The following is a 5,241-nucleotide window of genomic DNA, read 5'->3' as shown; positions in this document are numbered from 1 at the left end:
TTAGCTTGGCTAGTTATCTTTAACCTTCATTACTTGGTTTTGTTCTGAATTTTCTCAAATCCAAAGGCCCAAACCAGACCTTCTGTTTTTAGAATTTTCAGGGTTTTACATACTGTTCAATCTTCAATTATCAAGGTTCTTGGTCTGTTGTCTGTCTCAGCAGCAACTTTGATAGTATATCATAAGCATTTGCTTTTGTCAACAACTTTTTTAACTTTTTTTCTTTGCTGTGTTCCTGCGTTGTGGCTCTCACCGCAGCGCAAGAGATATCTTACCAGATGCTTCGACAATTGTCAACATTTTTCTGCAAACTTTTTTAATTACTTTTCCTGTGCCTCCTTTAGCCTGTAAATATCCTTGAAAACGGACCATTTAAACAAAGGATGTTTTTCCCATTTCTGCATTTCCAAGTCCCTGCACAGGAGACAAAACACTTCGTCCCAGGTCATCTCCGGCCGCCAGGAATCTGCATACTGCCGGGTTATATTACAGATGCGCTCCATTTGGGATATTGCCAAATCAATGGTGTGCAGTCCTTGTTCCTTGTCATACACTTTATCCCAGGCAGGACAATACAGCCGCACCTCTCCTTGGCTTCCCAGACGTTTCAGTGTATGAATGCTGCTTTCAGAGTTCTCGTAAATCGGTACGTCATCTGCTGACGGGATTGCATCGCCTGTAAACAGCATCTGTTCCTGGCGGTAATAAAAAGAAAGTGATTCCCTGGAGTGTCCGGAAGAATTGATTATTTCCAAATCTATCCCAGGTTCCAGACAGATACTGTCCTTATCTTTTATTATCCGGTCCAACATGACCGGACCTTCAACCAGCTCATGGAAATTAGGTATCGGACGCTCCTTATACTGAAGCTCTGTATCTTCAATCCAGTCACGTTCCCCCTGACATCCATATACACAGCAGGCATACTCTTTTTTTATGGACTTTGCAGCGCCAATATGGTCGGGATGGGAATGTGTCAGGATGACTGCATTGATAGTTTGTCTTGGATTTCCAATTTTATGTATATATTCCCCAATTTTTTTCTGACACCCTTTGACGCCGGAGTCAATCAGGTAATACCCCTGTTTTCCTACAATGATATACACATAAACATACCGTTTAACCTGCGGTGTCACATCGAATTCAACTTTTAACTGATGTACTGTATCACATATTTTCATATCGTTCCTCCTCACCAAATGGATATAATCGGGCATAGCTGCCTCAAGTCATCAGATTCCTGGGACAATTACTGCCTGGCTGTTGACCGAAGAAGTACGCTTTCCCATAATCTGTTTATAGTCCTCTGAGTCAAAGCATGCATTCAGGCTGCTTCTATCAGGAAAACGTATGACAATCACGCGTTCCGGCCTCCACTGGCAGCCAATGGCCTCAACTGCTTCGCTCCGCACAATATATCTGCCCCCATATCCTTCTACAATCGGTTTGACCATCCTGATGTATTCATCATATTCCCCCCGCCCTTTTTCTTTATCCAGATAAGTGCTTACAATAAAATATATCCCCATATGTCCTCCTCCGATGCAAGTAAATGCTTGCATTCAAATCAAAAATATATGGCACGGCATGTGCCATATCCCCATACGTCCTCCAACCAGACATCCCCCTCCCATCATGGGAATCAGCCGTTAATCCCTTTTACAAATGCAGATACCATCCCGGTGATATATGCTTCTTCCGACATTGCCGTCAGCCTTTCCCCAAAGGAAGCTTTAAAAAAGACGAACCCGAAATTCAATGATAAAAACATCATGGCCAGGGTTTCTGCATGATCCTGCTTCAGGACTCCCTTTTTATGCATTTCCCCAAAGTAATTGACCAGACCGTTCTTAAATGTCTGCGGAACAGCCATGATCCCATCAGAAGCAGCATCTGCCAGTTCGGGTGTGCGAAGCCCAATGGACAGCTTCACAAAATGCTCCGTTACCTTTTTCATGTATATGCGTGAAAACCGGTTTAAATCTTCCTCTAAATCCCCTGTCCATGTATTAAAATCTTCCGGTCTAAGGTCCGGATGCCACCGGCTCTGCTTCATGGCCTGAAGCACGATTTCCTTTTTCTCCCCAAACTTGCGGAAAATAGTACATTCATTAACCCCTGCACGTCTGGCAATATCCTTTGTGGTGGCTGCCGTGTATCCGATTTCCATCATCAGCTCCATGGCTGCGTCAATTATCTTCTGACTGGTCTGATCCATTTTTAATGCCATCCTCATTTGCAAGTATTTACTTGCATTTTATTCCTCAATCATCTTTCTGTCAAGTATTTTCTATGATATACTTTCCATGAGGTGAATGTATATGAAAATGCGTGACGAGTATACCTGCCCTTTGGAACTGACCCACGATGCCATCAAAGGGAAATGGAAGCCCATTATCCTGTGGCAGCTGAGTAAGGCACCCCAATCCCTTTCAGGGATCAGGCATTCAATTGCAGGTATATCACAGAAAATGCTGATCCAGCATCTGAATGAATTAATCCAATATGGATTTGTGGCCAAGACCACCTTTGAAGGTTATCCCCTGCAGGTGGAATATGACCTGACGGACAGAGGCAGGAAAATATTCGATGCCATCACAATCATGCAGACAGTCGGCATTGAGATGATGATAGAAGACCATAAGGAAGAACTGCTCAGGACCAAAGGACTTTTATGACCAGTCCGTATAGTTACTAAAAAGTGCCTACTTCCCTTATTTGCTGCAAACCCTTAAGATTGTAGTTAAAAGGAGGATGATACACATATGAGAGATGTCCAGAAAACCATTGGAAATTTAATCGACAGACAGAGTACTGCATTTATAGGTTCTGTTTCCCAGGACGGGTTCCCTAATGTAAAGGCGATGCTCGCCCCAAGGAAACGGATTGGACTGAAGACCATTTATTTCACCAGCAACACATCATCCATGCGGGCCGCACAATACAGGGAGAATCCCAAGGCCTGTGTATATTTCTGTGACCGGCGTTTTTTCCGCGGGGTAATGCTGACTGGTACCATGGAGGTTTTGGAGGACAGTGAAAGCAAGGAAATGATCTGGCAGGAAGGGGATACCATGTATTATCCCCTGGGGGTAACAGACCCTGACTACTGTGTCCTGCGGTTCACGGCTGAGTCCGGCAGATACTACAGTAATTTCAAATCAGAAAATTTTGAAATAGAACCATAGGAACAGACATACGGTACACAGGCCTTCTTACAGGAATCTGTGTACCGTATTATATTATAACAATATTACATCTACTGCCTCCCCGGCTTTCATTCCTCTGTTACCGGCAGGAATATCCACAAGGCAGTTACACTGGGACAGACTTACAAGCATGCCCGATGAATGACGTCCCTCAGGAAGCCAGACCTTTCCATTATCCATACGTCCCCTGATAAACCTTCTTGTGGATGATGGTTTTGGAAATGCAGTTTCAAGGATTCCCTGAATCCGGCCGGGCCTCCAACCGAGCCTTCCACGCATTACCTCCAGAACCGGCCTTACCAGAACCTCAAAGGTCGCTGCGGCTGCAAACGGATTGCCGGACAGACAGAATACAGGCTTATTACCAATCAGCATCACCATGATGGGGGAGCCTGGTTTTGCATCAATTCCATGAAACAGCACCTCAGCGCCTAGATGTTCAGCCACAAGGGGCATGCAATCCCTGACCCCCACTGATACACCTCCACTGGTAATCAGGGCATCACATTGGCCTAATGACTCCATAACCGCATCAGCCAGCCTTTCTGTGTCATCACCAAAGCTGTCCATCCTGACTGCTTCCATTCCCAATTCCATGACCCTGGCAGAGAGAAGCGGACCATTGCTGTCATATATCTTTCCCGGCATAAGGGCACATCCCACCAGCATCAATTCATCGCCAGTTGCCATGACTCCGATTCTTGGCACTGAATATACCTGTACATCCTCAATCCCCTGGCTGGCCATTATCCCCACATGCATGTGGCGTATCTGGGTGCCTTTTTCAAACAGCAATACCCCTTTTTCCACATCCTCGCCCTGAAAGCAGTAATTCCCATAAGCTTTAACCGGCTGGTAAATCTCCACCACCTGGTCCCCTTCGTCCGTCTGTTCCTGCATGATGATGCCATCGGCCCCTTCCGGTATGGGAGCGCCTGTCATAATCCTGACGGCCTCTTTAGGCCCCACTTCCTTCTGGGGACACATTCCCGCACAAACCCGTTCAATTACATTCAGCTTCACAGGATTTTCCCTGGATGCCCCCTGTACATCCACGCTTCTGACCGCATAACCGTCCAGTGGCGATCTTGGAAATGGAGGCTGGTTCATAATGGAATATATATCCTGGGCGCATATGCGTCCAAGTGAATCAACTGATTTTATCATTTCAGTATTGACATTTATCTCAATCTGCCCCAATCGTTTCTGTGCCTCTTCCACCGTTATTGCGTTTCTTTTGTTCATTTCCATGCCTTCCCTTGTATTTGTTGATATATTCTCTACTTAGTATAATGGAACCCTGAATCCCTGTCAACCATTGTATTTTATTAAATATAATGGTATCATATTTTATATGAAATAAAACCATTTAAGGAGTGTTCCATGAATTCAGAATCAGTAACAGACCACGGCAGCCTTAGTTCCAGCAGCAATCCCATAAGTCCGGCCCATTACCTTCTTAAACTTCAGGTCTATAACACATCCCCTCATTTTGGGAAAGGAGTCATCTCCCTGATGCTGTTAATCCAACAAGGGCATTCCATCCGCTCTGCCAGCCAGGTGATGAATATGGCTTACAGTAAGGCATGGCATCTGATCCGTTCAGCCGAAGAAGATTTGGGATTCGCCCTCATCATCAAGAAAAAGGGAGGTTCCACCCGTGCCGGTTCGGTCCTGACCCCGGAAGGTCAATGCCTGTTAACACAATTCCAAAAATTTGAATCTTCTGTCCACAAATGTGTGGACCAGCTGTTCCTGGAATATTTCCCATCCGCCCCTGTTCCAGAGGATGATTAAATATAGCTGCCTGCCAAAAAGTGTAGACACCCAAAAAGCAACGTGCGGCGGGACTTGAACCATACCGTCATTTCCCCATCTGGAAAGAATGAGGGGTGTCTACAACTGTCTACAGTATCCTGGAGAACGCAAAAGGCTGAAATCCCTTATAAATCAAAGGATTCCAGCCAATAAAAAAAGCGCGAGACGGGATTCGAACCCGCGACCCTCGCCTTGGCAAGGCGATACTCCACCA

General features: G+C 45.4%; 7 protein-coding genes. 3 read left to right on the top strand and 4 right to left on the bottom strand.

Going from position 1 to position 5,241, the window contains the following annotated elements; all coding sequences use genetic code 11:
- Positions 1-320: 320 nt before the first annotated feature.
- From LK536_RS58250 to LK536_RS58240, 3 genes are all read right to left on the bottom strand, one after another.
- Positions 321-1,181, bottom strand: coding sequence for an MBL fold metallo-hydrolase (locus LK536_RS58250; RefSeq protein ID WP_227797309.1), 861 nt, complete (start codon positions 1,179-1,181; stop codon positions 321-323).
- 51 nt (positions 1,182-1,232) lie between these two features.
- Complete coding sequence (locus LK536_RS58245; RefSeq protein WP_025483823.1) at positions 1,233-1,529, bottom strand: DUF1330 domain-containing protein; 297 nt, start codon at positions 1,527-1,529, stop codon at positions 1,233-1,235.
- A 113-nt stretch (positions 1,530-1,642) separates the two neighbouring features.
- A complete protein-coding gene (locus tag LK536_RS58240; protein WP_120058842.1) occupies positions 1,643-2,218 on the bottom strand; it encodes a TetR/AcrR family transcriptional regulator in 576 nt (191 codons plus the stop codon).
- A gap of 103 nt (positions 2,219-2,321) precedes the next feature.
- On the opposite strand from LK536_RS58240, the gene LK536_RS58235 reads away from it, so the two are divergent.
- Both LK536_RS58235 and LK536_RS58230 read left to right on the top strand, forming a co-directional pair.
- The gene (locus tag LK536_RS58235) at positions 2,322-2,678 is read left to right on the top strand and encodes a winged helix-turn-helix transcriptional regulator (RefSeq protein WP_227797308.1); all 357 of its coding nucleotides are present in this window, start codon (positions 2,322-2,324) and stop codon (positions 2,676-2,678) included.
- An 87-nt stretch (positions 2,679-2,765) separates the two neighbouring features.
- A complete protein-coding gene (locus tag LK536_RS58230; RefSeq protein WP_008726814.1) occupies positions 2,766-3,188 on the top strand; it encodes a pyridoxamine 5'-phosphate oxidase family protein in 423 nt (140 codons plus the stop codon).
- Positions 3,189-3,242: 54 nt separating this feature from the next.
- Here LK536_RS58230 and LK536_RS58225 read toward each other — a convergent pair whose 3' ends face one another.
- A complete protein-coding gene (locus LK536_RS58225; RefSeq protein WP_227797307.1) occupies positions 3,243-4,454 on the bottom strand; it encodes a molybdopterin molybdotransferase MoeA in 1,212 nt (403 codons plus the stop codon).
- A gap of 138 nt (positions 4,455-4,592) precedes the next feature.
- Between LK536_RS58225 and LK536_RS58220 the strand changes: the two genes are divergently transcribed.
- Positions 4,593-5,006, top strand: coding sequence for a winged helix-turn-helix domain-containing protein (locus tag LK536_RS58220; RefSeq protein WP_008726812.1), 414 nt, complete (start codon positions 4,593-4,595; stop codon positions 5,004-5,006).
- Positions 5,007-5,241: the final 235 nt, after the last annotated feature.

Source organism: Clostridium pacaense (assembly GCF_020709765.2).
Lineage (GTDB): Bacteria > Bacillota > Clostridia > Lachnospirales > Lachnospiraceae > Enterocloster > Enterocloster hominis.
The sequence above is the reverse complement of the archived record's forward strand: the minus strand, read 5'-3'. Positions and strand labels throughout refer to the sequence as shown.